This is a genomic window from Amycolatopsis sp. WGS_07 (genome assembly GCF_045278895.1).
Lineage (GTDB): Bacteria > Actinomycetota > Actinomycetes > Mycobacteriales > Pseudonocardiaceae > Amycolatopsis.
This window is the reverse complement of the sequence record NZ_CP136053.1, coordinates 5,884,420-5,910,876: the sequence shown is the minus strand read 5'-3', so window position 1 is coordinate 5,910,876 and position 26,457 is coordinate 5,884,420. Positions and strand designations below refer to the sequence as shown.

Here is a 26,457-nt window from a genome sequence, read left to right as displayed (position 1 = left end):
ACCAGACCTTTGTGGACGACTGGTCCGCGGCGGATCGTTTTCCCTGGTCGGACGCGGCTGTTCACAGAATTGACGGCGCCGGTCGTGGTCACCATTGCCATCCGGTGCCGTAAATGCCGGGACGGACGTCACGCAACGCCAGCGTCGTGGTGTGCGTGGCGCCGGCGGACAGCGGACTGCCGGGATGCTCGGGACCGCCGAGGCCGCGCTGTTCGAAGGACCGGACGCGGGGCGGAACCCGCGAACCGAAACTCACCTGGCAGACGTATTCCGCGGCCGGCCGGGTGAACCGGCGGTGGTAATGGTCGATCGGCGAGCCCGGCGGGAACCGGATCTCGTACTCCACGATCGCCACCTCGCCGAGCGCCAGCACGCGCTCCAGCCGCAGTTCGCCCGCGACCATGCCGGTAGCCCGGTCGACGCAGACCCTGCCGACCCGCGCCGAGCGCACGCAGCGGTACGCCGGGTCGGCGGCCAGGACCGAGTCGGCCTGGTAGTAGGTCATCAGGCGGTCCACGCCGTCGACGGCGGCCTCGGCGACCATCCGGACCTGCAGCGCGCGCTCGCCGCCGTGTTCGTCGAGCAGCATGCGGTCGTGGATCGACCAGAACGACAGCTGTCCGTCCGGCGGCGGTTTCAGCTCCGCGGCGAACGCCCGCAGCTGCGGCCACAGCCGGCGGCGTTCGATCCGGCAGGCGGGTTCGCCGAGCCAGCGCCCGCGCGGCGCCTTGGGACCGAGCCGCGAGGTCAACGTCCCGGGTTCGAGGCTCAGCACGGATTCCAGCTGCGCGACGGCGGCCATCGACGTCTCGCGCTCCGGTTGCGACCGTCCGCGGCGCCAGTAGGACAGCGCCGAACGCGAGAGCCGGACCCCGCGCGCGGCGAGGTGATGCTGGAGCCGGTCGAGCGACAGCCCGGATTCCTCGATCGCGGCGTCCAGCGTGACCGCGAACGAGCCCGCGGAAGGCCGAGTCACGCTCCCAGCGTGATCTCCCGCGCGGCGTTCCGGAACCCACGAAAGTCCGCTTTCCCCCGCGCACGCCAGCGGTATCCGACGAACGACGCTGGTCCGGCGGTCCGGTGCGCGCCACAGTGGACGCCGTGCCGTCGTTCGCCAACGCATTGGACGCCGCGATCAGCGGCGCCGGACTGACCTTGGACCGGCTGCGCGAGCACCTGGCCGCCCGCGGGGTGACGGTGTCGCGCAGCGCCTTGGCGTACTGGCGGACGGGGCGGTCCTTGCCGGGACGCGAGGCGTCGCTGCACGCGGTCGTCGAACTCGAGCAGGTGCTCGGGCTGGGCGCGGGCGGGCTCACGTCGTTGCTCGGGCCGCAAGACCGGCAGTGCTCCCGCTCGCCGCGGACACCGCTGCTCGAACGGCGCCGGCTGTGGCCGTCGGTGCGGCCGTCGACGCTCGAATTCGCACTGCCGCCGGAGGACCAGGTGCGGCTGTGGTCGGTGCACGACGAACTCGTCGTGGACGACGACCGCCAGGAACGCCTGCTCAGAGTGCGCGTGGTGGCCGAGGCCGCCGTCGACGGGGTCGTCCGGATGGCGACCTACTATCAGACCGAAGACCGCGACCGCCGTCCTCCGCGCTTCGCCGCCGGGCACTGCTGCCGGGCGGGCCGGACCCGGGTCGACGAGGTCAGCGGGCTGCTCGTCGCCGAGTTGTTCTTCGACCGGGAACTGCGTGCCGGAGAGGTCGCGGCGGCGGAATACGAATTGGCGTTCCCGCCCGGCCGCCCGGTGCGGGGATACCACCGCAGGCTCACCCGGCCCGCTCCGCTGTACACGTGCCGGGTGCGATTCGGTTCCCGCGTCCCGGAAAGCATCCGCCGTTTCGAACAACGGGATCTCGCCGCGCCCCGCCGAAAGGTGGAAGAACTGCGCGCGACCGAGAGCGGCGCGGTGACGCTGGCCGCGAGAGAGGTCGGCTCCGGGATCATCGGCATCGACTGGACCTGGTAGCAATTCTGTGAACACGGCCAGCTGACCAGGCGCGATCCGGGCGGCGCGGCGTGGTTTCCACTTTTCGTGGCAAAGGCCGGAACACAGTTCTTACCGTGCGCAGTGCTGTATTCCTCCTCACCTCTCCGGAGCAGCACATGCGAAATCCAGCTCTCCTCGTGGCCGCTTTCCTGACCACAGCGGCCCTTTCCCCTCCGACAGCCACGGCGGCCCCGCCGCTGGTCCCGCTGAACGCGGCCCCCGCTGTCCCCGCGGGCGCCACCGCGGACAGCTCCGCCCTGCCCGGCCGGATCACCGTGTCCGTCGCGCTCAAGCCGCGCGACGCAGCGGGAGCCGAGCGGTATGTCGCAGGCACGGCCGACCCGGACTCGCCGCTGTACCGCCGCTATCTGAGCGCCGCCGAGTACACCGAGCGGTTCGGGCCGACCGCCGGTGCGGTCGACCAGGTGCGGAAGTACTTGACCGGCAAGGGATTGCACATCGCCGACGTCACCGGCAACCGGCAGGTCGTCACCGCGTCCGGCACCCCGGGCGAGGTGGAAAACGCGTTCGGCACCTCGCTTTCCGGCTTCCGTTCGGCCACGGGCGAGCGGTTCTTCAACGCCACCAAGGCAACCGCGGTTCCGGCGGACCTCGCCGCCGTCGTCCGCGGCGTCACCGGCCTCACGAACCGGCCCGCCGCGCACCGGGCGAGCGCACCGGCGGGCCCGTCCGGTCCCGGCGGCGGCTACACCCCGGCCCAGCTGCGCACCGCCTACAGCATGACCGGCGTCTCCGGCAGCTACGACGGTTCGGGCGAAACGGTCGGGCTGATCGAGTTCGACACGTTCAAGCAGTCCGACATCGACGCCTGGACGCAGTACTTCAAACAGCCCTCGGTCACGCCGGAAGTCGTCAAGGTGGACGGCGGGGTGCCGAACCCGGGCAGCGACCAGATGGAGGTCACCCTCGACGTCCAGGCCGTCGCGGCGACCGCCCCGAAGGCCAAGCAGATCGTCTACTCCGCGCCGAACTCCGACCAGGCGTGGGTGCACGAAATGGCGCGGATCGCCTCCGACAACAAGATCACCGTCCTTTCCGGGTCCTGGCTCAACGGCGAGATCTGCGAATCCAGCCCGATCGCGGCCTCGCACGATTCCTACACCCAGCTCGCCGCGCAGGGCGTCACGATGTTCTCCGCGTCCGGCGACTGGGGCGGCACCGGCTGCGGCTACCAGGGCGACAACACCACCGTCCAGGCCGACTACCCGGCGAGCGACCCGCTGTTCACCGGCGTCGGCGGCACTCAGCTGCGGACGTCCGACAGCGCCGGCTCCTGGCAGTCGGAATCGTGCTGGAACCAGGGCAGCAGCGGCAATACCCGGTCAGGGGGCGGGTATTCGAAGATCTACGAACGGCCGGACTGGCAGCCCGGCACGAACAAGTACCGTTCGGTCCCGGACGTCTCGATGGTGGCCGACTACGGCGCCGGTGCGCTTTCGGTGTACATGAACGGCGGCTGGCTCGACGTCGGCGGCACCAGCCTGTCGTCCCCGCTCTGGGCGGGGTACGCGGCGATGCTGAACCAGAAATCGCTCAGCGGCGGCAAATCCCGGCTCGGACAGCTCAATCCGAGCATCTACCGGATCGCCGGTTCGGCCGACTACGCCTCGACGTTCCACGACGTCACGGCGGGCGGCAACGGCACCTACAACGCGGGCACCGGCTACGACCTGTGCACCGGCTGGGGTTCCCCGAAGGCCGACGCACTGGCCGCGAAGCTGACCGGCGGCGACACTCCGCCTCCGGCACAGGACTTCGCCCTGTCCGCCTCGCCGTCCTCCGGCAGCGTCGCCGCGGGCAGTTCGGCGAGCACGACCGTCACCGCGGTCTCCCCTGCTTCGCCGGCTTCCTCGCCCAACGTCGTGGGCGGTACTCCGACCACGACGACCGAGCACCCGTTCATCATCTCGATGCGGCGCGAAGGTTCGGCGTTCCCCGGGCAGCAGTCCTGCACCGGCACGCTGTTCGGACCGCACACGGTGCTGCTGGCCGCGCACTGCCTGCTGGAGAAACCCGGCCACAAATGGTTCGTCTACGGCGACGACGATCTCACGCAAAACACCGGCACTACCGCCGAAATCGCCTCGCAGTGGGTGCATCCGGACTACACGGACTGGAGCGTCGGCGCCGACGTCGCGGTCGTGACCCTCGACAAGGACATGCCCGTCCCCGCCGGGATCGCGTACCCGAAGCTGAACACCGACCCGAGCCTCGAAGCGCCCGGCACGAAGGGGATTTCGATCGGCTGGGGCAAGACCGGCGCGAACACCTACAGCACCGTGCTGCGCCAGGCCGACGTCCCGGTCGCCGAGGACAGCGCCTGCGAAGGCCGGTTCACCGATCCCCACGGGCAGGAGCAGTACAAAACCCCGGCGATGCTGTGCACCGGATACGCCGACCACCACGCGGGCGCGTGCGTCGGCGACAGCGGCGGCCCGTACCTGGTCGGCAACACCGTCGTCGGGGTGTTCTCGTGGATGTCGACGTCGTGCGACTGGTACGCCGTCTACGCCAGGGTTTCCGCCTACGCCGCGGACCTCGCCCCGCACCTGCCCGGCGGCGACAACCCGCCGCCGTCCGGGGCGATCAGCCTGACCGCCGCCGGACTGCCCTCGGGCGCGACGGCAGCGTTCAGCCCGGCCAGCGTCGACCTCGGCGGCCGTTCGACGCTCACGATCGCCACCAGCGCGAGCACCCCGGCCGGGACGTACGACGTCACGATCTCCGGCAAGAGCGCGAAATCGACGCAGACCACCCGCTATCGGCTGACCGTCACCGGCGGGCAGCCCGCGGCGCTGGCGCTTGCCGGCCCGGGTGACCAGAACAGCTGGGTCGGCAAAGCGGTGAACCTGCCGCTGCAAGCCACCGGCGGCACCACCCCGTACCGGTGGTCGTCGACCGCGCTCGCCCCGGGCCTGACGCTCGACCCGTCGACCGGAGTCGTGTCGGGCACTCCGACGCGCGCCGACAGCAGGCAGGTGACGGTCACAGTCACGGATGCGGCCGGGAAGACGGCCACGACGGCTTTCTTCTGGTTTGTCTTCGGCTGAGTTTCGCCGTCGGTGAGGGCCACCCTGAGGGACTCAGATTCCCTCAGGGTGGCCCTCACCGACCTGTGGACAGGCTGCTGCCGGTCAAGCTTTGCGCGAGGTCAGCAGCAGCAGGCAGCCGATGGCGACGGCCGTGACCAGACCGGCGACCAGCAGTTTCGGGTCGAGGCTGGTCGTCGTCGCTGCCTGCGCGACCGGAGCCGCCGAGGTCGGTGCCGCGGTGGGCTGGCTCGGCGGCGCGACCGAACTGACCACCGAGGACGACGGTGGCGGAGCGGCGGCCGAAGACACCGCAGTACGGCTCGGAGCGGACGCCGGGCGGGAAGCAGGCGGGGCGGCAGACGCCCGGGTCGGCGGCGGCGGAGCGGCAGCGGGCTGGACGATGATCTGCGCACGCATGTCCGGATGCACGGAGCAGTAGTAGGAGTAGGTGCCCGCGGTGCGGAAGGTGTAGTTCCAGCTTTGGCCTTGGGACAACTGCGGGCTGCGGAACGCGACGGGCGCGCTCGTGGTGACAACGTCGTGCGGCGCGGTGTCGTGCTGGATCCAGGTGACGGTGTCGCCGACGTGCACGGTCAGCGACGCGGGCGAGTAGGCGTAGTTCTGCATCATCACGGTCTGCGTGGCCGCGGCGGCTGGCGCGCCAAGCATGCACAGGGCAGCGACAGCGACGGTGAGAAGAGCGAAGAAACGTTTCACTGCACGAACTCCCCAGCGAATTCGATGCGAAGCGGTCGGCGTGCGAGCAGCCGCACCGTCCGGCCGACTGTCCGAAGAGGACGGCGAGGCGGCGGCAATGTCCCTCGCAGCCACAGGATGACGCGGCCCTCCCCCGCCTCGCGGAGTTCGCCGCCGAGCACGAGGTCCCGCGTGGAGTCGCCGAAGTCGAGCCGTCCGGCGAATTCGACCGGCGGCCGTTCGGCGATCTCCTCCCCGGCGAACCGCACCACGCCCAGTTCCCGGGTGACTATTGTGGACATTAGCGGAACGCCGGTGCGGAACGAGCCCCCGTCGATTTCGGCGGTGACGGCGCACCCGTCCGGGCCACGGGTGAATTCGGCGCGGCGCACGGTCAACCGGCCGCGCAGCAACGGGAATCCGAGCAGCCGCAACGTCAGTTCGAGCACGCAGCGATCGGGCCGGATCCGGTACGCGGCGGGGTCCGCGTCGAGGCTGCCCGCCGAGGGCAGGAACCGGGTGTCTGTGGGCACGAAGTCCTCCGGGGATCGAGGTGGTCCGGGGCGGGCGCGGGGCCCGCCCCGGGCCGGGTCGGCACGGCTCAGCAGGACGCCTGGTTCAGCAGCGGCGTCAGGACGCTTTCCAGCCAGACGGTGTGCGTCTTGATGTACTGGTCGAGATTCAGCAGATCGGTGACCTGCTGGCCCGGCGACTCCTCCAGGTGCGCGGCCTTGATGTGCGCGACGATCGGCGCGAGCGTGTCGGTGACGGCCTTGTCGGCCGACCCGTCGAGCACGGGCTTGAGCACGCTTTCGAGCCACACCGTGTGCGTTTTGATGTACTGGTCCAGCTTCAGCAGGTCAGTGACCTGCTGCCCCGGCGACTCCTCCAGGTGCGCGGCCTTGACGTGGTCGATGATCGGCTGCAGCACCCCCTTGGGCACGCAGTTTCCCGGCGGGGCGTCGGTGGGCATCGGCATCGAATGCGTCGGGCTGGACGGCGCGGTCGGCGTCGAGGAGGAGGACGGCGGCGCGGTCGGCGAAGACGGCGGCGTCGCGCCTTGGACGGACACCGTCGCCTTCATGTCGGGGTGGATCGAACAGTAGTAGGAGTAAGTGCCCGCCTTGGTGAAGGTGTGGGAGAAGGTGCCGCCGGTCTGCAGGGTCGGCGACGAGAACTTCTCCGGCCCGTCGGTGACGACGACGTTGTGCGGCGCGGAGTCGTGGTTGGTCCAGGTCACCGTGTCGCCCGCGGCGATCGTCAGGCTGGCCGGGGAAAACTTGTACCCGCTCATGTCGACCGACTTGGCCGAGCCAGCCGCGGCGGGCGCGGCGCCGCCTTGTTGCTGCGTGATTCCTTGGTAGAGCGGAACGGCGAGCGGGCTCTGCTTCGCCAGCGCCGCGAGGTCGACCTGGGCCGTGCTCGGCGCGGCGACCGGAGCCGTCTGCTGCCCCGTGCGCAACGTGCTGAGGCTGACCAGTGCCGCCGCCAGCGCGACGACCGCGACCGCGATCGGCCACCGGCGCCGGCGAGCCGCCGCGGGCGGGGCTTCCGGGCGCGTTCCGGCGGCAGCGGAGGTGGGTTCCGGGTTGTCCATCAAGGAGATTCCTTTCCAGGGTGGAACGTTCACCGGCCGGGACTGGCGGTGACGAGGAGGCTCGCCGCGAACAGCACCACGACGACGAGCGTGGCTTCCGCGGCGACGGAATAGACGAAGGGACGGACCGCGCCGGCGTCGCCGCGCAGCACCACCGCGAAGTCGAGCCGCCGCGCGACCCAGCTCTTGCTCGCCTGGGCGAAGAGCAGGACCACCGCGAGCGCCGCGAGTTTCGTCAGCAGGATCCGGCCGTAGCCGGAGGTGAACAGCCGCCCCGGGCCGCCCAGCGTCCCGGCCGCGAGCAGGACGCCCGCGGCGATCACGACCAGGACCGAGACCAGGGCGAGTTTCGAATAGCGGGGCACGACGGCGGCGAGTTCGCCGGGATCGCGCCGGGACAGCACCCCGAACAGCAGCATCGCGAGCCCGCCGACCCACGCGCACACGCCGGCCAGGTGCCCGAAATCCGCCAGCTGGCTCAGCAGCGGGCGCGCGCTCTCCGCGGAATGCCCGGTCAGGCCGGTCGTGCGCAGCAGCCCCGCGGCGACCACGCCCGCGCCGACCCGCCATCCCGCCGACACCGCGGCCCGCTCGCCGCGCTGCAGCACGTCGGCGAGCACCACTCCGCCAAGCACCCACACCAGCGCCTTGGCGAACCAGATCCGGCCGAACTGGCTGTCGAGCACCTGGCCGAGCAGACCCGGGTCGAACAGGTCCGCCGGGGACCGCTGCGCGACCCACACGCCCTGCAGCCCGAGCCCGGCCACCGTCCCGGCGAAGCCGAGCACCCAGCCGGTCCCGAGCACGCCGCGCGCCCGGCGGCGGTCCGCCCCGGCGGGCCACAGCAGCGCGAGGAAGAGCATTCCCCCGACGAACAAGGCGAGCCCGGCGTAGTCCGCGCAGCGGGCGGCGACGTACCAGAATTTCGCGGAGCCGAGATCCACCGGTTCAGCCCCCGCTCGACGGAACGGGCGTCCCCGAGGGGGCGGGGCAGGAACCGAGGAGGGCGGCGAGAATCCCGTCCGGCCCGGTCAGTCCGGCACCGGCGGTGATGCCGCCGACGAGCGGCAAGCCGCTCACCGTGTCCAGTACCGGCTGGACCGCGCCGGGCTGGCACGTCGGAACCGGGCTCTGCGGCGGCGTCTCCGGCGGGCTGGGCGGGGCCGGCGCTCCGGACGGCGGCGGGATTTCCCCGGTCGGCGCCGGTGTTTCTCCGGTCGGCGAGTCCGGCATCGGCATCTCGGGCGGAGGCGCGTCGGCGGGCGGGAGGCCGCCGTCCGGCACGGGCGGCATCGGCTGCACCGCACCCGCCGGGGGCAGGTTCCCGTTGGGCAGCACCGGTTCCGGCGCGGGCGCGGCCTGCGCCGGAGCCTGCTCGGACGGAGCCGGTCCGCTCGCCGTCGTCGTTTTCAACCCGATTCCCGAGGCGTACCCGACCACGATCACGACCGCGCCCGCCAGACAGGCCGCGACGACGTGATCCCGGCGCAGTCCACGCCCGGCTGAAGCCACCACAATCATTTCCTCCCGATGCGCGGTCCGTGCGGATGAATGAGCACCACACCAGACCGCGCGTTTCCACAGCCGACCGAGGCATGACGGGAACGTAAAATTGATCGCCGAATAACCGGAGCCAAACAGTGAACTCGCACTCGCCCCTGGCAGTGAGAACTATTTAACGCAGTCGTTGCGCGTACGCCGCACTGCCGACAACGAGTTGTCGAGACCATCTCGGTCCGACACTCATTCCCTTTCGGAAGCAGGGTTCATGCGATTGCTCTCCAGTACTTCCGCCTCCCGCCTTCTCGCGACGATTGTTTTCCTCCTCGCCGCGATGCTTTTCCCCGCCGCTCCTGCCGGGGCGCACAGTTTTTGGAATCGAGCGTTCCGGCGAAGGATTCCGCGGTCGCCGCCGGACCCGCCGCGATCGTGCTCACCTTCAACGAACCCCTGGACAGCGGATTCACCGAATTGGCCGTGCGCGGCCCGGACGGCACGACGCATTGGGAGTCCGCCGCGCCCACGGTCTCCGGCGCGACGCTCTCCGCGCCAGTGAAACCCCTCGGCCCGGCCGGGAAGTACACAGTGGACTATCGGGTCGTGTCCGCCGACGGCCATCCGGTGTCCGGCTCCTACTCCTTCACGTTGACCAAGGCAGGCCCAGGCATCGCGGCCGCCGCACCGCCCTCGCCCGCCGTCGCCAAGAGCGAGACGAACGGCGACCTGCCAGTGTGGGTGTGGATCGCCGCGGCCGCGGTGCTGCTGATCGCGGGCGGGATCGTCGCGGCCCGGATCTCGCGGGGCCCGGCGTGAGCGAATGCCCGACATGTCGGTTAACCGCCGTGCCGAGGCAATTCACCGCGAGGGGCGCGAACTGTGCGCACCCGGACACCAGATGCTGATCACCGCGCTACCGGAACGCAGAGTCGGCGGGGTCGGATGCCGGGGTACCCGATCCTCGTCCGAAAGGCCCGCCCCATGCCGATTCCCGTATCCGAAGCACTCGACCTGCAGGCGGACGTCGCCGACGGAAAGATCGGGGAACTGCGCCGCCCCGGCCGGTACCTGGTCGGCTCGATGCTCGCCGGCGCGTTCATCGGCGTCGCGGTCGTGCTGCTGCTCACCGCGACCGGCCCCCTCAACGCGGCGGGTTCGCCGTGGACGAAGACGGTGCAGGGCCTGGTGTTCGGGATCGCGCTGACGGCCGTGGTGTTCGCCGGCGCGGAACTGTCCACCGGCAACATGATGACCATGGTGCAGGGTGTCCTCGTCCGGCGCCGCGGTGTCGGCGCGGCCGCGGCCGTGATCGTGGTGTCCTTTGTGGGCAACCTGCTCGGTTCGATCGTGTTCGCGTGGCTCGTGCACGAAGGCGGAGTGCTGTCCATCGGTGCCTCCGCCGGTCATCCCGGCCCGGCAGCGGCGTTGCTGGCGAGCCTGGTCAAGGCGAAAACCGCGGAATCCGCGAGCGCGCTGTTCTTCCGCGGGGTGCTGTGCAACTTCCTGGTCTGCCTCGCCGTGTGGATGGCCGCGCGCACGAAGTCGGACGGCGCCAAGCTCGCGCTGATCTTCTGGTGCCTGCTCGCGTTCATCAGCTCCGGCTTCGAGCACGTGGTCGCCAACATGACGACCTTCTCCCTCGGCATGCTGGACGGCGTGCCCGGCGCGACGATCGGCGCGTTCGGCCGCAACCTGCTGTTCGTCGGACTGGGCAACCTGGTCGGCGGCGGGATCCTCGTCGGAGCCGCCTACTCCCTGCTGGGCCGCCGGTCCCGCCCCGCCGCTTCCCCGGCGCCCGCCCCGGAGGAACTCGCCACGACCGGCCGCTGAATTTACCGAACCCGAACACGGCTCGAACCGCGTCCGCCGGTCGCGGTTTTAGCCTGCGGGCATGCCGCAACGCGCTCGTATGGTGCTGACCTCGCTGCTGGCCTTCGCATTGGCTTCGACGGCCGTCGCGTGCGGGTCCGCCGATGCTCCCGCCAAACCGAACATCGTCCTCGTGCTCACCGACGATCTCTCGATGAACCTGCTGCCCTATCTGCCGCACGTTCAGGAAATGGCCAGAAACGGCACGTCCTTCGCCAACTACACCGTCACCGATTCCCTGTGCTGCCCGTCGCGGTCGTCGCTGTTCACCGGCATGCTCCCGCACAATACCGGGGTATTCACCAACGGCGGCGAAGACGGCGGCTACAAAGTGTTCCACGGCCGCGGCGACGACAAGTCAACCTTCGCGACGTCGTTGCAGCAGGCCGGATACCGCACCGCGATGATGGGCAAGTACCTCAACGGATACAACCCGAAGTCCGACGGAATCCCGCCGGGCTGGAACGAATGGGACGTCGCCGGCAACGGCTACCGCGAATTCACCTACGACCTCAACGAGAACGGCACAGTCAAGCACTACGGAAAGAAACCGGAGGACTATCTCGTCGACGTCATGGCGGACAAAGCCGCCCAGTTCGTCACCGATTCGGCGGCGCAGCACACCCCGTTCGCCATGGAACTCGCCACCTTCGCCCCGCACGGCCCCTACACCCCCGCACCCCGCGACGCCGACGCGTTCCCCGGGCTCACCGCCCCGCGCGACCCCGCCTTCGACACCCTGCCGTCCTCGCCGCCGCCGTGGCTCGCCTCCCGCACACCGCTGACAGACAAGGAAAAGCAGACCATCGACCAGGACTTCCGCAAGCGAGCACAGGCCGTGCAATCGGTCGACAAGATGATCGGCACCGTGCAAGCGGCACTGGACAAGGCCGGTGTCCGCGACAACACCCACCTCGTCTTCACCTCGGACAACGGCTACCACATGGGCGAGTACCGGCTCACCCCCGGCAAGCAGACCGCTTTCGACACCGACGTGCACGTCCCGCTGGTCGTCACCGGCCCCGGCGTCAAAGCCGGGGCGACGGTGAACCAGCCCGCGGAGAACATCGACCTGCGGCCGACCTTCGAAGCACTGGCCGGAGCCGCGACCCCCGCGCAGGTGGACGGCGAAAGCCTGGTGCCGTTGCTGAACGGCACCAGTCCCCCGGAGTGGCGCACGGTCGGTCTGGTCGAGCACCACGGACCCGACTTCGACCAGACCGACCCGGACAAACCCGCGAAGAACAGCGGCAACCCGCCCACCTACGAAGCGATCCGAAGCACCGGCTACACCTACGTCGAATACGCCAACGGCGCCAAGGAGTACTACGACCGAACCACGGACCCGCAGGAACTGCACAACACCGCCGCCCAGCTGCCGCCGGAGAAAGCACAACAACTGCACGACACGTTGCGGGCGATGGTCGCCTGTCACGGCGCGGCGGGCTGCCGACACTGACCCGCCGCCGCTCACTCCAGCAGCGTGAAGCCCGACTCGTAACGCGTCTTCCCGAGCGCTGCCAACACGATCTGGAGGAATCCCATCGCCTCAAGCTCCCTTGCCCGGGTGAGCGGGCCGACGTCCACCGCGCGCATTCCCGCCGCCTCGATGAACGCCGCGACGGCCATCTTCGCGTCCGCGTAGTCGCCGGCGAACAGGACGGTCGTGCGCGTCGTACCGTTCGTGCCGCTGACGAGGGTGTCTCCAAGATTGACGTTGAACGCCTTGACGACTGCCGTGCCCGCCGGCAGCAGCTTCACGAGTTCGGCCGCGGTGGAGGAATCGGCGGGCGACAGCAACTGATCGTAGGTGGAGAAATCGATAGGGTTGCTGATGTCGATGACGATCTTTTCGCGGAACTGGTCCCGATAATGCTCGACGATGCCCGGGTACGCCCCATAGGGAACGGCGAGCACGACCAGGTCTCCGGTCAGCTTGTCGCCCAGGACGCCGTAGTCGAGGCCAGCACGCGCCGCAGACAGGCTTTCCGCACTGCGCTTGATGATCTGGACACCGGTGCCTGCCCGCGTCGCGACTTCCGCGATCGCCCCGCTCATCTTGCCGCTGCCGATGATGCTGATCGAGGTCATGCGACCGGAACCCCCTGAAATCGGTTGAGCGCCTGTTCGGCCACTTTCTGTGCGTCGTAGTCGAATACCGCGCTTCGCCGGAAGTCGCGCCCGACCCGGAGATCGGCGTCGCGCTTTTTGAGGTCCGCGAATTCGTACTGCGCGTCGAACATGGCGCCGGCCCGGCGAGAGCCGTTCTGCAGGATCGCCGTGCGTTGCATGCGGACTGAGGTGTAGCGCCGGAACGCCTCAGGAATGTCGGCGACGCTGTCGGCCGCCGCAAGGAAGGTCGCGAGCGCCATGCTGTCCTCGATCGCCTGGTTCACCCCCTGCCCCTGGTGCGGCAGCATCGTGTGCGCCGCGTCGCCGAGCAGGGTGATCGGCCCCCGGGACCAGTTGGCGAGCGGTTCGTGGTCGAAGAGGCCCCACCAGAACGTGTGCTCGATGCGCCCGATGAAATCCTGGAGTTTCGGGTCCCACCCCGCGCCCGCGAACTCGGCGGCGAGTTCGCTGACTTCCGCCGGACCGGACCAGACCCCGTGGAGCGGCCGGTCGCTCGGGATGCCGGCGACGAAGTTGAACAGTTTCCGCCGCTGCAGCGGATAGCACATGAAGTGCCTCCGATTGCCCATCCACACCTGGCTGATCATGGGCCAATCGGCGGGCAGGCGGGACGCGTCGACCACTCCGCGGTAGACGAGGTACCCGGAGTAGACCGGCTCGGGGAACTGGCCGACGGCTCCCCGCACCACCGAATGGATGCCGTCCGCGCCGATCACGGCATCGAACACGTCGTCCGCGCCGTTCTCGAACCCGACGCGAACGCCCGAGTCCAGGGTCTCCACCGAAACCAGCCGGTGGCCGAGCCGGATCGTCTCCGGATCGACCTCCTGCGCCAAGGCATCGATCAGGTCCGGGCGGTACATCCCGATGTTCTGGTACTGCTTGGCCGAGTCCTCCCACGCCGCGTCGGTGACCAGGCCGCCCATGGCGTTCTGGTAGACGCCGTGCCCGTCGGGCACCGCTCCGACGCGCCTGATCCGATCGAGCACGCCGAGTCTGTCGAGCACGCGCGCGGCGTTCGGCGCAACCGTGACGCCCGCGCCCACTTCACCCAGTTTGCTGGCCTGCTCGAACACGGTGGCCCGGACTCCGGCGATCTTCCGCAGCGCGATCGCGGCAGTCAGCCCGCCCATCCCTCCGCCGGCGATCGCGATCCGAGTGTCCTGACTTACCACGGATTCTCCTTGCCTGACTTCGCTTCTCCTCGGCTGGCCGGCACGAAGGCGATTCGCCGTTGCGCGGCGGGAAGCGGTTCCCCTCATCATGCGAGGCAATCCTCTGCGTGTAAATCATGGTAATGTGAGGATGTAATTCGGTTAGGCCGAAGAAGTGGGGGCAGCCATCTCCGAGGTGAGCCTGCGGCAGCTCGAACTGTTCGCGGCACTGCCGAACTTCCCCACGCTCAGCGCGGCCGCGGCGCATCTGCACATCTCGGAATCCGCGCTGTCGCAGGCTGTCTCGACCCTGGAGAGCGCGGTGGGCGAGCAGCTGTGCGTGCGGCGCAAGGCAAGAGGGCTCACGCTCACTCCGACCGGTCAGGATTTCGCCCGGCGGGCCCGGCAGATCGTGGCCGACACGCACGAACTCGTCCTGAACGCCGGGCGGGCACAGGAACTGCGGGGGCCGGTGCGGCTCGGCTGCTACTCGAGCTTCGCCGCGAACGTGGTGCCGGAGCTTCTCGAGGGCTTTCCCAAGAGGCATCCCGGCGTGAGCATCGGGATCACGGTGGGCACCAACGAAGAGCTGCTCTCCGCTCTCGAAGCGGGACGTCTCGATGTGGCCCTCGTGTACGACGTGTCGCTGCCGACCGGCTACCTCCGCCGCCGGATCTACGCGACAGAACTCCAGGCGCACCTGCCTCCCGGGCATCCGCTCGCGGCGGCCGAAACGGTGGACCTCGCCGATCTCGCCGACGAGCCCTACATCCAGTACGACGCGACCCCGGGCGTCCGCAACGTGACGGACGCGTTCACCGCGCGCGGCCTGGAGCCCAAGATCGAAGCCAGGGTCTCCCAGATCGGCCTCGTCGAGGCACTGGTGGGCCGCGGACTCGGGTACGGGCTGCTCATGTCCCGGCCCCACGCGCTCCCCATGAGCATCGAGGGGCGGCCGGTCGTCATCCGGCCCCTCGACCCTCCGGTCACGGTCTCGCACGTGGTCGGGATCTGGCCGGCGGACATGAAGCTCACTCCGCGTGCCTCCGCCCTGCTCGACTTCGCGGCGGAACGGCTCGGCGAATACGGGCTCGCCGAGGCGATTCCGGCTCACGACCTCCACTGACCAGCTAGGAGATCCAGCCCCGCGGAGGTGCAGCTGTGCCAGACGGCTTTGCCGTCGCGCCGGCTCGTGACCAGCCCCGCGCGGCGCAGAACGGCGGCGTGCTGCGACGCCGAGGACTTGCTGATCCCCACCTCGGCGGCGATTTCGCTGGTGTTCCTCGGCCTGGTCAGCACCGAAAGCACATAGGCCCGGGTGAAGCCGAGCAACGCCACCAGCGGATCGTCGGCCGGGGCGGCCGCGAGCTGGGGCAGGCTGGCGAGCGCCGGGTAGACGAGCAGGGTCGGGCCCGCGGGCTGGTTCGCGATCAGCGGACGGCCGGTCCAGCACATCGACGGCAGCAGCCGGATCCCCCGCCCCGCGGGCACGATGTCGAAATCGCGCGGGTGCCGGACCTCCAGGACCGTCCCGCGCCAGCGGAGGTCGGGCTCCCAGGCGGCGAGCGTCCCGCGCAGCCCGGCCCGGGACAGCTGGTGCACGCGCCAGGCCCGTTCCAGGTGGAAACCGTTCCGCAAGCCCGGCCAGGAGCGGGACAAAACGCTCCCGTAAGCCGAACGCAGCGACGCGTGCAGGCCCTTCCAGGCCGCGCCCTCCCTGGCCATCAGGCCGCGGGTCCACGAACTCGGCCGCGCCCGCGAATCGAGCACTTTGTGCAGCTCGGACTCGACGAAACCCCGCGGCGTCGTCATGACCCGCTCCAGCCCGTGTTCCAAGTCGGCGACGGGCGGGTCCAGGAACAACGGGCCGTTCGCGGCCGGCGGCACGATTTCCAGCAGCGCCCGGGCGGCGCCGGGGAGTTCGCAGCGCAGACCCCGCCGCCACCGGTGCAGTGCCGGTTCCAGCCCGTCGTCGCGCTGCAGCGTGGCCAGTGCCAGGCCCAATTCCATCAGGGGCGCGGGCTCCTCGGCGAACGTCACGTCAAGCAGGTCCTCGGCGGTGAAATGCACGCGCAGCATGCTGGCCCCCCTTCAAGCCAAGGAATCCATGGTGCCGGGGAGAATGCACGAACGAAGACGAGACAAGTCAGCACCAGCCATTCGGCGGCGCCGCTGCGCGAAAATTTCACGAGGAAATACCGACGAATTTCGCAATGCGACGCTCGCGACGATGCGGCAGCACGGCACGATCATCGGCGGACTGGACGGATTCGAGTCCGGAAACGTCGACCGCGCCGCGCGGCTACCCCGCGTCCCCCGCTACGAAGACGTGCCGCATTTCGCCGATCCCGTCGATGCTGGTGCGGACGACGTCGCCGGCAGCAAGGTACCGAGGCGGAGTGCGCCCCATGCCCACCCCAGCCGGAGTTCCGGTGAAGAGAAGATCGCCGGGGTGCAGCGTGCACACCGCCGAGATCCGCTCGATCAGCGCTCCGACGGGGAGGATCATCTGGCCGGTGTGCCCGTCCTGGACAAGTTCGTCGTTGATCCAGCAGCGCAGCCTGATCGGAGCCGCGAGGTCGATCTCGTCCGGAGTCACCAGCACGGGTCCGGTGGGGCCGAAGCCGGGATAGCTCTTGCCGAGCGAGAACTGCGGTGGTGTGCCGCTCATCTGCACGTCGCGGTCGCTGAAGTCCTGCCCCGCGGTAAGCCCCGCGACGTAGGCCCAGGCATCCGCTTCGGCGACGTCGCGCGCTTCCCGCGCGATCACGACGACCAGTTCGACCTCCCAGTCGACAGACGGCCCGCTGAGCGTGATCCGGCCGTGCGGGCCGGTCAGCGAATCGGCGAACTTCGTGAACACCGAGGGCACGCCGCCAGCGCGCAAGCCCGTCTCCGCCGCGTGCTCGGCGTAGTTGAGACCGACCGCGAACACCTGGCGCGGCCTGGGCATGGGCGCGCGCAGGTCCTCGGTCCGATAGGGCACCGCGGCGTCGGTGCGCGCGGTGCCGGCCCACTCCAGGAATTCCGGCCAGCGGGCGAAGAGGTCCCCCGGTTCCGGTCCGAAGGCCCCGTCACTGGCCTTCGCGATGTCGATCGCGAGGTTCCCGCGCACCAGGTGCGCCCGCCCGCCGAGATTGCCGATCCGCATTGTGGTTCCTCCAACTCAGTCAGGCACCCGGCACCAGGATCGCGCGCCCCCGGATCCGGTTCAGCGCCAGATCGTCGAACGCCTCGGCGGCCGCGTCGAGGGGGTAGCGGCGGGTATGCAGGGTCACCTTCCCGCTTTCCGCGAGCACCATGAGTTCGACCAGGTCGCGATAAGTGCCGACCATGTTGCCGACGACGTTCTTCTCGCCCGCGACGGCGGCCACGGTGGGGATCCGCAGCTCGCCGCCGTACCCGACGAGGTACAGGGAACCGCCTGCCGCGGTCATCTCCCAGGCGTCGTTCTCCGCGCCCTGCTCGGCGACGAAGTCGAACACGACCTCGGCGCCACGCCCGCCCGTGCTGTCCAGAACCGCGCTCACCTGGTCGCCGTCGGCCTGGACGGTGACGTCGGCACCGAGGTCCGCGGCGAGGGCGAGCGCGGCCCGATCCCGGTCCACCACAACGATCTTCGCGGCGGTCAACGCGGCGAGCACCTGGATTCCGATGTGGCCCAGTCCCCCGGCACCTTGCACGACGGCCGTGCTGCCGGGCGGCAGCAGCGGAACCGCTTTGCGCACCGCGTGATAAGCGGTGAGGCCCGCGTCCGCCAGCGCGGCGACGTCGGCGGGATCGGTGGCCGGGCCGAGCTTGACGCACGCCCGCGCGGTCGTGCGCAGGTACTCGGCCATGCCGCCGTCGTGGTCGGACACCCCGGGGAACGCGGCCGCCGCGCACGCCATGTCCCGGCCCTCCCGGCAGGCCGGGCAGAGCCCGCAGGAGGGCTGCGGGTGCAGGATCACCGCGTCGCCGACCTCGAGGCCGGCGACCCCGGCACCGACCTCGTGCACCCAGCCCGCGTTCTCGTGCCCCAGCGTGTAGGGCAGCCGCGGGCCCATCGCGTCCGCCCACTGTCCCTCGATGATGTGCAGGTCGGTCCGGCACACGCCGGCGCCGCCGATCCGCACGATCACGTCCAGCGGCCCGGTCAGGACCGGCTCGGGAACTTCTTCGACCACAGGGGACTTGTGGTAGTCGTGCAAACGCACGGCCTTCATGCTTTTCCTCCTCGGAGAACGGACGGATCAGGTCAGTGCGGCGGGGGTGTCGGCCTTCGCGGCCGTCCGCGCCCTCCTGGGCGCGGTGATCACGAAAACGGCGACGGCGGCCGCCGCCAGGGGCACGACGAGAAGCCCGAAAAGCGAGCGGGGCGACCAGGAATGGTCGAGCAGCAGCCCGGCGAGCATCGGCGCGGTCAAGGCCCCGACCCGGCCGAAGGCCATCGCCCAGCCGACCCCGGTGGCTCGGACCGGCGCGGCGTAGAGACCGGGCGCGACGGCGTTGAGCCCGTTGCCGGCGGCGTTGATGAACATCCCGACCGCGACCGCGGCGGTCAACGCGGCGGCGGCCGAACCGAGGAACAGGCTCATCGCCAGGTACGCCATTCCCGCCGCGAGGAAGCACCCGACGGTCAGCACCCGCAGCCGCGCCTTGAGGGCGAGCAAGCCGAACAGCAGGGTGCCCGCGATCCCGCCGAGGTTGAGCAGGAGCCCGGCGTTCATGCCCTCCTGTGCCGAGAAACCGCTTTGCTGCAACAGGAGCGGTGTCCAGCTCGCGGCGAAGTAGAAGCCCGCCATCATCACGAAGTAGGAGATCCACAGCAGGACGGTGCGCGCCTTGTCCCTGGTCAGCAACGTCGTCACGCGCATCCGGTCTTCGCCGGGCTCGGGCCCGGGCAGGGTGTCGACGGCGGGCAGCCGCATCCTGGCCAGCAGCCGGTTGACCTTGCTCAGCGCGCTTCGGGGCCGGCGGCTGATCAGGTAGTCCAGCGATTCCGGCATCGCGGCGGCGACCGCGAACACCATGGCCAGCGTGAGCACGGCGCCCGCGAAAAACGTTGCGCGCCAGCCGTATTCGGCGACCACGAGCTTGGCGACCGCGCCGCCGAGCACCCCGCCGAGGGGCAGCCCCATCCCGTACAACGCAATCATCGTCCCGCGCAGCCGCCGCGGCGTGTATTCCGAGATGACCACGGGCAGGCTGGCCACCATGCCGCCGATGCCGAGCCCGGTGAGGAGACGGCATCCCGCGAGCACCGCGAAACCGGTGCTGAGCGCGGCCAGCGCCATGCCGGCGGTGCACAAGGCCAGGCAGACCAGCGTGAGCGGTCTCCGGCCGATGCGGTCGGCCAGCGGGGCGAGCACCGCCGAGCCGAGCGCCATCCCCACCAGGCCGCTGCTGAGCAGCACTCCCACCCGGGAATCGGTGAGTGCCCACTCCTGCGCCACGCCGGGAGCGGCGAAAGACATCACGAGGACGTCGAACCCGTCGACGAGATTGATCACGAGACAGATCGCGACGACTCTGATCTGGAACCGGCTCATCCCGGACCGGTCGATGGAATCCCGCACGGACATGCGGCTCACCTCTCCAGCCGGCAGGCGGTCGCGTCGATCTCGACCAGAAGGTCTTCGCGCACCAGTCCCTGGACGATCAGCAGCGTGTTCGGCGGGTACTGCCGCCGCGGATAGTGCCGCGCGAAGTACTCCTCGCGGGCCGCGTAGAAGTCGGCGACATGGGCACGCGAGGTCAGATAGCTCACGAACCGCACGACATCGCGGAGGGTGGCCCCCTGCGATTCGAGAATCGTGCGCACGTTCTCGTAAGCGCGCAGCGTCTGCGTCCGCACATCCGGCCCCGCCACGGAATTGTCCTCGACGATTCCGCACTGGCCGGCGACGAAGATCAGCTCGCCCGCACGGGAAACGTGGGAGTACGCGCTGAACGGCGCCCCGACTCCGGGCGGGTTCTCATAGCTCGGCGCAATGGTCATGGCTTTTCCTTCGAGGTCGATCAGACGGCGGCGGGCGCGCGGGAACCGCCGGCGAGAATCCGGCCGAGCGCGGCGGACAGTTCGGCCCCGTCCCCGGCCTGGCGGGCCCGCCAGGCGACGTGGCCGTCCGGGCGGACGAGCACCGCGCCCTCCCGGCCCATCGACAGCGGCCCGAGCAGATGCGGCAACCGCTTGACCCGCAACGGAACGACGGCCGACGCCGCCAGGTCCTGGCCCGCCCGGTCCCATTCCTCCGCGTCCGGTCCGCAGACCAGCACGAACGTCGTGTCGAACCAGTCGATGCTCGACTCCGTCTTCTCGACGTCGAGCCAGAAGTGCGGGAACCTCGCGCCGGGCCGGTCGGTCGGCCAATAGTGCTGCGAGTCGTACGGCGGGATCGGCGAGCCGTCGTCGACGACAGCGCCGCGGGCGTAGACGTATCCCAGCGTGTGGCCGTCGCTGTGCAGTTGCTTGTTCATCTCGATCAGCAGGTCGCGCCAGCGCTGCGGGTCTTCCTCGCGACGCCGGAAGGCCTCGTCCATCTCGTCCAGCCGCGTCTGGTTGCGCACGGCGAAGTCGGTGTTGGACTGCGCGACCGGGCGGCGCTCGTCCTCGTAGGTGTCGAGCAGGACGTCCCCAGCCCGTCCGGACAGCACGGTCGCGAGTTTCCAGGCGAGGTTGTGCACGTCCTGGACGCCGGAGTTCAGCCCGTTGCCGCCCGCGGTCGGGAACCGGTGGGCGGCGTCCCCGGCGAGGAACACCCTTCCCGCGCGGAACCGCTGCGCGACCTGGGCGCTCATCCGCCAGTTCATGACGTTGATGCGCTCGACCTTCAGATCGGGCATCTCCCACTGCTCGCGCACTTCTTCGACCAGGCGCTCCTCGGAAAGCGGCTCCTCGCCTTCCCGCAGCTTCTGCACCGCGAGCCACCGGTCGCCGTCCGGGCCGGTGGCCAGGACGTTCACGTCGGGACGGCTCCGGTCGCGCGGCCGGACCAGGAACCCGATCGCGCTGCGCACGTGCGGCAAGTGCCCGAGGTCGGCGCGGTAGTAGTGGTTCGCCATCAGCGCCAGGGTTTCCGGGCCGTCCATCGGGATCCCGACGGCTTCGCGCACCCGGCTGTTCGCGCCGTCGCACCCGACGACGTATTGCGCCCGGACGTCGAACTCCTCGCCGCCGGGCACCCGCCGCACCCGCGCCGTCACGCCGTCGGCGTCCTGGACGAGCGACACCAGTTCGGCGGACCGCCGCACCTGTGCCCGCGGCCGGGCGGACAGCGCGTCGTCCAGCGCCTCCTCCACCGCGTCCTGGGGCACGATCGACCTCGGCGCGGGGGTGTGCAGGCTCGGGCACGGGTCGGTGTAGGCCACCAAAGGGCCGTTCAGGCTCTCGCACCAGCAGGCCACGTCCGCCTCCGGCGGGAGGCCCGCCCGACGCACCCGGTCCTCGATCCCCCACTGCCGGAACAGTTCCATCGTCCGCGGGTGACAGCCCCTGGCTTTCGGGTGCGTGGTCGTGGCCGGCCGCCGCTCGACGAGCAGGCTTTCCACCCCGAACCGGTCCAGCAGCAGCGCGAGGCTCATGCCGACCGGCCCTCCCCCGCCACGAGAACAGGTACGTCGATCATCGGGATCTCCTTTCCGGGGGACTCAGTCGACGTAGGACACGCGGGGCTTGCACCGGTCGTCCTCGAGTTCGGGCAACGTCACGACGCGCTCCTGCTCGAACGCGTCGGTGCGGGCGGTGACGAACGCGGCGTCCTCGACGAGACTGCGGTTGTAGGACACGTGGGGGCAGAACGGCGGGATGTACAGGAAATCGCCGACGCCCACGACCAGGTCGTGCTCGAGTTCCTTGCCCCAGAAGAAATGCACGCTGCCGCGGATCCCGTACAGCGCCGACTCGTGCTCGACGTGGTAGTGGACGTTCGACTTTTCGCCGGGCCGCAGCGAAGTCACCAGGAGCGACAGGTGCTTCGAGGGCGTGGTCACCCCGTTCACCCCGAAGAGCGCGTTGACGTCCTGCTTGGCTCGCTGCTCGCGCTCCGGGTGCACGAGGGTGACGTCGCCGTCCCATTCGACCGTGAATTCCATGTGCCGCATTTCCTCCTCGGATCGGCGGCGGACGATCAGCGGGTCCGCCGGTGAAGCTGGGGAAACGGTGCGCCGCGAACGCCGCCCTGGTCGAGGCAGGTGTGCAAAATTTGCACAGCGGACGGCGAGTTTCCCCGCTCTGCCGGGCATAATCGGCCGACGGCGTCGTCCATGGCTCAGCGCGACGCCGGTGGCGAGGAGGCGTGATGCGGTCGACGGAGACGCAGCGGGCTTGGGAACGGTTCCAGTCCGGAGCACCGGCCTCGATCCGCCGGGAGATCGTCGCGTCGTGGCGGCGCTCCCGCAGCAGCGGGGTCGACCCGGACCGGCTGGACCTGGCGCACAGCGAGATCGACCCGCGGTCCCCGTTCGTCCGCGTCGCCGCGCCGGTGCTGCTCGGCATGGCCGATCTGCTGGCGGGCAGCTCCACCTCGCTCGCCCTCGCCGATCCCGACGGCATCCTCACCTGGCGCTGGGAATCCGAGCGGACGCTCACGAGCGAACTGGACCGGATCGAGTTCGAGCCCGGCTCCCAGATCGGCGAGCGGAGCGCGGGCACCAACGGCATCGGGGTCGCCACGACCACGCGTCACCCCTCCGTGGTGATCGGCGCCGAGCACTACAAGCAGCCGTGGCACCCGTGGGCCTGCGTCGCCGCGCCGGTGGTCCACCCGATCACCCGGCGCGTCGCGGGCATGGTGAACGTCGCCTGCCCCGCCGAGGACGCCAACCATCTGCTGCTGGTCGCGGTCCGGGCGCTGGTCGACGGCGTCACCGCCGCGTTGCACGAGGCCGCGACCGTCCGGCAACGGCGCATGCTCGACGCGCACCTGTCGATGCGGTCGGCGGCGGCCGGGCCGGTCGTCACCCTCGACCGCCAGACGATGATCGTCGAGGACGACGCCGCCGAACTGGGCCTGGACCGGCCGGGCCTGTGGGCCGCGGTGACGGAGGCCGGCCCGTCGGCGAACGAGATCGCGCTCGCCGACGGCCTGCGCGCACGCCTGTACCCGGTCGTCCCCGGACGGCTCGAAGACGGCGTCGTCCTCGTGCTCACGCGCGGGACACCGCTGGGCGGAGAACTGTTCGAGCCCGGCGTCGCCGGACGCCTCGGCCCGCTGGAACAGGCCGAAGTACGGGTCATCACCGACACGCTCGCCGAGTGCGGCGGCAACAAATCCGAAGCGGCGGCCCGGCTCGGCATCTCGCGGGGCACGCTGTACCAGCGACTCCGCCGCTATCGCTTGAAGTGAGCCCGGTCCGCTACTCCGCCGGGCGAGTCCCGCCGCGGGCGACCAGCACCGGGCACAGCGCGTACGAGATCAGCGCCTGGCTCGTGGACCCCAGCGCCAGGCCGCTGAACCCGCCCCGGCCCCTGCTGCCGACGACCAGCAGCTGCGCCCGGTCGGCGAGGTCGAGCAGCACCTCGGCCGGACGCCCCGCCCGCACGACCCGCTCGACGAGGACGTCCGGGTACTTCTCCTGCCAGCCGGCCAGCCGCTGGGCGAGCAGCTCGCGCTCGTGTTCCTCGACTGCCTCGCGGTCCATTCCGCGCCGGCCTTCTTCGAAGATCTCGGCCAGGAACGTTTCGTTCCAGCTGTGCACCGCCACCAAGCGCGCGTTCCGCCAGGTCGCCTCTTCGAACGCGGCCGCGATCGCCGCTTCGCCCTTGGGAGTGGCATCGACGCCCAGCACGACCGGCCCCTCGGCCGGAGCCTCGTCCTCACCGACGTGCGGCCGGATCACCGCGACCGGACACGGCGCGTGCGCGGCCAGCGCGACCGACACCGACCCGAGCAAGACCCGGCCCGCCGTGCTGCGCCCCGGACTGCCCAGCACGATCATGCTCGCGCCGTCCGCCTCGGCCAGCAACGCCTCCGCCGGCCCTTCGGCCCGCACCACGGTCGCCACTTCGGCGCCGGGCGCAGCCTGAGCAGCCGCATCGCCCGCCTCGTCCAGCACGCGCGCGCCACGCGCGCCGGCCGCTTCCTGCATCTGCTCGAACGACAGCTCGGCCGCGGGAAAGGACGCTGGCAGCTCAGGCAACGCATGGACCAGGCGAAGACCCCGACGACGCTCCCGCGCGACCCGCGCCGCCCAGCGCACCGCTGTCAGAGCGGCCGCGGAACCGTCGACACCGACCACCACTGCTGACCCCGTCATCGGATCCCTGCTTTCCTGGTACGGACAGGTCGTGCCAGGAAAGCTACCGGCCGAAAGCCGTTCCAGCTCGTCGTCGCACCCCGACGGGGTACGCGGGACGCGTCACCGGCTTCCTCCACAAAGCGGGCGCTTACACTAGTCAGACGACGGGCGGGCTTACCGGCCGGCGCGGGACTAGAGGAGGATCGCCGGATGACCACGCTTTCGGCCGACCTGTGGCCCGACGTGCAGCCCGAGACCGCGCGCCGGCTGATGCTCGCCGGAGTGGAGTCGTTCGCCGAACGCGGCTACCACGCCACCACCACGCGCGACATCGCCGGAGCCGCCGGAATGAGCCCGGCCGCGCTGTACGTCCACTTCCCCTCGAAAGCCGCGCTGCTCTTCGCGATCAGCCGCAACGGCCACGAGCAGACACTTTCCCTCGTCGAGGATGTCATCGGCCGCGTCACCGGCCCCGCCGAACGGATGCGGCTGCTCGTCGAGGACTTCGTCGCCTGGCACGCACGACGGCACACCGTCGCACGCGTCGTCCAATACGAGCTGAACGCGTTGCCGGAGAAGGAATATCAGGTCGTCGCGCAGCTTCGGCGGCAGATCGAGCAGCGCGTGCGCGAGGTGATCGCCGAAGGGGTCGAGTCCGGCGTGTTCACGGTCAGCGACGTCGGGATCGCCGCCAGGGCCGTGCTGTCGCTCGGGGTGGACGTCGCGCGCTGGTACAGCGAACGCACCCGGCAGACGCCCACCGAACTGGGCAAGGAGTACGGCGAACTGGTCCTCCGCATGCTCGGAGCGAGCTAGAGCGCCAGCACCAGTTTGCCCCTGGCCTGCCGCGACTGGCTCAGTTCGAGCGCCGTCCGCCAGTCGTCCAGCGGGAAAATCCGGGACACCGGAACGGAAAACCGCCCCTGCGCGGCGAGCAACGCGAACTCGCCGAGGACGTCGTAGCGCGGCTGGGCGTTTGAACTGACGATCGTCCGCACCCCCGGCACGTCCGAAGCGAGGTCGAGCGTCAGCACGTGTTCGGGCTCCTTGACCGTGCGGACGAGTTCGGCCACCGCCCCGCTGAATGGCGCGGCGTCCAGCACGAGGTCGACCGGTCCCCCGGCCAGCGCCGTCACGCGCTCGGCGATTCCGTCCTGGTAGCTGGTGACTTCCGCGCCAAGCGAGCGGAGCGCCTCGGCGTGCGTCTCACCTGCGGTGACGAGCACGCGCGCCCCACGAAGGAGCGCGATCTGGGCCGCCGCGAACCCGGTTGTGGTGCCCGCGCCGTGCACGAGAAGGGTGCGACCGTCGCCAAGTGCGTCGAGCGCCGCGTAAGCCATGCCCGTCGCCATCGGCAGCGCGGCAGCGTGGACCGCGTCGAGCCCCTCCGGCCTGGGGAACCAAGTGTCGAGCAGTGCCAACTCGGACGCCCCAGCGGCCGGGCCGGTGAAGGGTGCTGGGCCGAACACCGGGTCGCCGACCTCGACGTCCGTCACGCCGTCGCCGAGCGCGTCGACCGTGCCGGACACCTCCAGCCCGACCCCGCGCGGCAGGTCGCCGGGGAACAGGCCCTCGCACAACGCCCAGTCCGCCGGATTCAGCCCGCACGCCTGGACCGCGACGCGGATCTGCCCTGGTCCCGGGTCCGGCGCGACCACGTCCTCGACTCGCAGGACCTCGGCCGCGGGGCCGTTCTCGGCAAAACGAAGGGTGCGCATCAGAAGTCTCCTCGCCAGTGATGACAGAAGCTGTCGTCACCGACGCTACCAGAGTGATGACAGCATCTGCTGTCGCTATAGTGGGCGCATGGCGCGCTGGGAGGGCAACACCCGCAACCGACTGGAACAAGCCGCACTGGCTCTGTTCGAGGAGCAGGGTTACGACCGCACCACGGTCGCGCAGATCGCGCGGCGGGCGAATCTCACCGAGCGGTCGTTCTACCGGTGGTTCGCCGACAAACGGGAAGTGCTGTTCGGCGGCAGCCAGGAATTGGAAGCCGAATTCGTCGCCGCCATCGACACCGTCCCGCCCGAAACCGCCGCGCTGCCGACGTTGCTGGCCGCTTTCGCCACCGCGCCGCGCGTATTCCGTCCGCGCGAATTCCTGCTGCGCCGAGCGGCGGTGATCGCGGCCAATCCCCGCTGCGCGAACGCGAACTGATCAAGCTCGTCACGATTTCGGAAGCGCTCACCCAGGCATTGCGGGAGCGCGGCGTCGACCCCGAAACCGCACGCCTGGCCACAGACCT

Annotated in this window: 26 protein-coding genes; 9 read left to right on the top strand and 17 right to left on the bottom strand. The window is 70.3% G+C overall.

What is annotated here, in order from left to right:
• Nucleotides 1–88: 88 nt before the first annotated feature.
• On the bottom strand, nt 89–976 hold the full coding sequence (locus RPX00_RS27970; RefSeq protein WP_406629791.1) for an XRE family transcriptional regulator: 888 nt from the start codon (nt 974–976) through the stop codon (nt 89–91).
• Nucleotides 977–1,101: 125 nt separating this feature from the next.
• On the opposite strand from RPX00_RS27970, the gene RPX00_RS27965 reads away from it, so the two are divergent.
• Nucleotides 1,102–1,971 (top strand): XRE family transcriptional regulator, encoded by an 870-nt coding sequence (locus tag RPX00_RS27965; protein ID WP_406629789.1) that lies wholly within the window; start codon nt 1,102–1,104, stop codon nt 1,969–1,971.
• Between the two features lie 137 nt (nt 1,972–2,108).
• Nucleotides 2,109–5,063 (top strand): trypsin-like serine protease, encoded by a 2,955-nt coding sequence (locus tag RPX00_RS27960; RefSeq protein WP_406629787.1) that lies wholly within the window; start codon nt 2,109–2,111, stop codon nt 5,061–5,063.
• Between the two features lie 84 nt (nt 5,064–5,147).
• Here RPX00_RS27960 and RPX00_RS27955 read toward each other — a convergent pair whose 3' ends face one another.
• The 5 genes from RPX00_RS27955 to RPX00_RS27935 form a co-directional block, all read right to left on the bottom strand.
• The gene (locus tag RPX00_RS27955; protein ID WP_406629785.1) at nt 5,148–5,762 is read right to left on the bottom strand and encodes a plastocyanin/azurin family copper-binding protein; all 615 of its coding nucleotides are present in this window, start codon (nt 5,760–5,762) and stop codon (nt 5,148–5,150) included.
• Nucleotides 5,759–6,274, bottom strand: coding sequence for a hypothetical protein (locus tag RPX00_RS27950; protein WP_406629783.1), 516 nt, complete (start codon nt 6,272–6,274; stop codon nt 5,759–5,761). Before RPX00_RS27950 ends, RPX00_RS27955 begins: the two co-directional genes overlap by 4 nt.
• A gap of 68 nt (nt 6,275–6,342) precedes the next feature.
• Nucleotides 6,343–7,338, bottom strand: coding sequence for a plastocyanin/azurin family copper-binding protein (locus tag RPX00_RS27945; protein WP_406629781.1), 996 nt, complete (start codon nt 7,336–7,338; stop codon nt 6,343–6,345).
• A gap of 29 nt (nt 7,339–7,367) precedes the next feature.
• Entirely contained in the window at nt 7,368–8,282 is a 915-nt protein-coding gene (locus RPX00_RS27940) for a copper resistance D family protein (RefSeq protein ID WP_406629780.1), read from the bottom strand.
• A 4-nt stretch (nt 8,283–8,286) separates the two neighbouring features.
• The gene (locus RPX00_RS27935) at nt 8,287–8,859 is read right to left on the bottom strand and encodes a hypothetical protein (RefSeq protein ID WP_406629779.1); all 573 of its coding nucleotides are present in this window, start codon (nt 8,857–8,859) and stop codon (nt 8,287–8,289) included.
• A gap of 351 nt (nt 8,860–9,210) precedes the next feature.
• On the opposite strand from RPX00_RS27935, the gene RPX00_RS27930 reads away from it, so the two are divergent.
• The 3 genes from RPX00_RS27930 (at nt 9,211) to RPX00_RS27920 (ending at nt 12,163) form a co-directional block, all read left to right on the top strand.
• Nucleotides 9,211–9,651 (top strand): copper resistance CopC family protein, encoded by a 441-nt coding sequence (locus RPX00_RS27930; protein WP_406629777.1) that lies wholly within the window; start codon nt 9,211–9,213, stop codon nt 9,649–9,651.
• 165 nt (nt 9,652–9,816) lie between these two features.
• The gene (locus RPX00_RS27925; protein ID WP_406629775.1) at nt 9,817–10,665 is read left to right on the top strand and encodes a formate/nitrite transporter family protein; all 849 of its coding nucleotides are present in this window, start codon (nt 9,817–9,819) and stop codon (nt 10,663–10,665) included.
• 61 nt (nt 10,666–10,726) lie between these two features.
• Nucleotides 10,727–12,163, top strand: a complete 1,437-nt coding sequence (locus RPX00_RS27920; RefSeq protein ID WP_406629773.1) for a sulfatase — start codon at nt 10,727–10,729, stop codon at nt 12,161–12,163.
• An 11-nt stretch (nt 12,164–12,174) separates the two neighbouring features.
• Here RPX00_RS27920 and RPX00_RS27915 read toward each other — a convergent pair whose 3' ends face one another.
• Together RPX00_RS27915 and RPX00_RS27910 are read right to left on the bottom strand one after the other, a co-directional pair.
• On the bottom strand, nt 12,175–12,795 hold the full coding sequence (locus RPX00_RS27915; RefSeq protein ID WP_406629771.1) for an NADPH-dependent F420 reductase: 621 nt from the start codon (nt 12,793–12,795) through the stop codon (nt 12,175–12,177).
• Nucleotides 12,792–14,012, bottom strand: a complete 1,221-nt coding sequence (locus tag RPX00_RS27910) for an FAD-dependent monooxygenase (protein ID WP_406629769.1) — start codon at nt 14,010–14,012, stop codon at nt 12,792–12,794. The genes RPX00_RS27915 and RPX00_RS27910 overlap by 4 nt, the downstream gene beginning before the upstream one ends.
• Before the next feature lie 154 nt (nt 14,013–14,166).
• On the opposite strand from RPX00_RS27910, the gene RPX00_RS27905 reads away from it, so the two are divergent.
• Nucleotides 14,167–15,117 carry a LysR family transcriptional regulator gene (locus RPX00_RS27905; protein ID WP_406629768.1) on the top strand — a complete coding sequence of 317 codons (951 nt, stop codon included), beginning with the start codon at nt 14,167–14,169 and terminating at the stop codon, nt 15,115–15,117.
• Here RPX00_RS27905 and RPX00_RS27900 read toward each other — a convergent pair.
• The 7 genes from RPX00_RS27900 to RPX00_RS27870 all read right to left on the bottom strand — a co-directional run bounded on the left by RPX00_RS27900 (nt 15,102) and on the right by RPX00_RS27870 (nt 22,064).
• On the bottom strand, nt 15,102–16,070 hold the full coding sequence (locus RPX00_RS27900; RefSeq protein WP_406629767.1) for an ArsR/SmtB family transcription factor: 969 nt from the start codon (nt 16,068–16,070) through the stop codon (nt 15,102–15,104). The genes RPX00_RS27905 and RPX00_RS27900 overlap by 16 nt on opposite strands.
• Before the next feature lie 223 nt (nt 16,071–16,293).
• Nucleotides 16,294–17,142, bottom strand: a complete 849-nt coding sequence (locus RPX00_RS27895) for a fumarylacetoacetate hydrolase family protein (protein ID WP_406629766.1) — start codon at nt 17,140–17,142, stop codon at nt 16,294–16,296.
• Nucleotides 17,143–17,161: 19 nt separating this feature from the next.
• Nucleotides 17,162–18,196, bottom strand: a complete 1,035-nt coding sequence (locus tag RPX00_RS27890) for an NAD(P)-dependent alcohol dehydrogenase (RefSeq protein ID WP_406629764.1) — start codon at nt 18,194–18,196, stop codon at nt 17,162–17,164.
• Between the two features lie 27 nt (nt 18,197–18,223).
• Nucleotides 18,224–19,555 (bottom strand): MFS transporter, encoded by a 1,332-nt coding sequence (locus tag RPX00_RS27885; protein ID WP_406629763.1) that lies wholly within the window; start codon nt 19,553–19,555, stop codon nt 18,224–18,226.
• A 5-nt stretch (nt 19,556–19,560) separates the two neighbouring features.
• A complete protein-coding gene (locus RPX00_RS27880) occupies nt 19,561–19,971 on the bottom strand; it encodes a RidA family protein (protein WP_406629761.1) in 411 nt (136 codons plus the stop codon).
• A gap of 20 nt (nt 19,972–19,991) precedes the next feature.
• Nucleotides 19,992–21,554, bottom strand: coding sequence for an FAD-dependent monooxygenase (locus RPX00_RS27875; protein ID WP_406629759.1), 1,563 nt, complete (start codon nt 21,552–21,554; stop codon nt 19,992–19,994).
• Nucleotides 21,555–21,620: 66 nt separating this feature from the next.
• On the bottom strand, nt 21,621–22,064 hold the full coding sequence (locus tag RPX00_RS27870) for a cupin domain-containing protein (RefSeq protein WP_406629757.1): 444 nt from the start codon (nt 22,062–22,064) through the stop codon (nt 21,621–21,623).
• Nucleotides 22,065–22,270: 206 nt separating this feature from the next.
• Between RPX00_RS27870 and RPX00_RS27865 the strand changes: the two genes are divergently transcribed.
• Entirely contained in the window at nt 22,271–23,317 is a 1,047-nt protein-coding gene (locus tag RPX00_RS27865) for a helix-turn-helix domain-containing protein (RefSeq protein WP_406629755.1), read from the top strand.
• A 10-nt stretch (nt 23,318–23,327) separates the two neighbouring features.
• On the opposite strand, the gene RPX00_RS27860 is transcribed toward RPX00_RS27865, so the two are convergent.
• Nucleotides 23,328–24,227, bottom strand: coding sequence for a universal stress protein (locus tag RPX00_RS27860; RefSeq protein WP_406629753.1), 900 nt, complete (start codon nt 24,225–24,227; stop codon nt 23,328–23,330).
• Nucleotides 24,228–24,419: 192 nt separating this feature from the next.
• Between RPX00_RS27860 and RPX00_RS27855 the strand changes: the two genes are divergently transcribed.
• On the top strand, nt 24,420–25,025 hold the full coding sequence (locus RPX00_RS27855) for a TetR/AcrR family transcriptional regulator (protein WP_406629751.1): 606 nt from the start codon (nt 24,420–24,422) through the stop codon (nt 25,023–25,025).
• Here RPX00_RS27855 and RPX00_RS27850 read toward each other — a convergent pair.
• On the bottom strand, nt 25,022–25,927 hold the full coding sequence (locus RPX00_RS27850) for an NADP-dependent oxidoreductase (protein ID WP_406629749.1): 906 nt from the start codon (nt 25,925–25,927) through the stop codon (nt 25,022–25,024). The two genes, RPX00_RS27855 and RPX00_RS27850, sit on opposite strands and share 4 nt — an antisense overlap.
• A gap of 88 nt (nt 25,928–26,015) precedes the next feature.
• Here RPX00_RS27850 and RPX00_RS27845 point away from each other — a divergent pair, with 88 nt between their 5' ends.
• Entirely contained in the window at nt 26,016–26,369 is a 354-nt protein-coding gene (locus RPX00_RS27845) for a TetR/AcrR family transcriptional regulator (RefSeq protein ID WP_406629747.1), read from the top strand.
• The last annotated feature ends 88 nt before the right edge of the window (nt 26,370–26,457 follow it).